The organism is Anaerocolumna jejuensis DSM 15929, assembly GCF_900142215.1.
Classification (GTDB): Bacteria; Bacillota; Clostridia; order Lachnospirales; family Lachnospiraceae; genus Anaerocolumna; species Anaerocolumna jejuensis.
On the sequence record NZ_FRAC01000001.1, the window covers coordinates 1 to 473 of the forward strand.

The 473-nt window shown below is 49.9% G+C and carries 1 rRNA gene; it reads left to right on the forward strand.

Annotated features, from left to right (window positions below):
- A 16S ribosomal RNA gene (locus BUB77_RS00005) occupies nucleotides 1–402 on the forward strand; the annotation flags it as partial.
- Between the last annotated feature and the right edge of the window lie 71 nt (nucleotides 403–473).

A 473-nucleotide genomic window follows, 5' to 3' on the forward strand; every position in this document is an offset into this window, starting at 1 on the left:
TGGGCACTCTAGGGAGACTGCCAGGGATAACCTGGAGGAAGGCGGGGATGACGTCAAATCATCATGCCCCTTATGATCTGGGCTACACACGTGCTACAATGGTGACTACAAAGGGAAGCAGCCTCGTGAGAGTGAGCAAATCCCAAAAAGGTCATCTCAGTTCGGATTGTAGTCTGCAACTCGACTACATGAAGCTGGAATCGCTAGTAATCGCGAATCAGAATGTCGCGGTGAATACGTTCCCGGGTCTTGTACACACCGCCCGTCACACCATGGGAGTTGGAAATGCCCGAAGTCTGTGACCCAACCGTAAGGAGGGAGCAGCCGAAGGCAGGTTCAATAACTGGGGTGAAGTCGTAACAAGGTAGCCGTATCGGAAGGTGCGGCTGGATCACCTCCTTTCTAAGGAAGTAAGTAAGGGTTGTTTTGCTGTTGAGTTATCAAAAAAGTTATTAGAAGACAGGATATAAGGT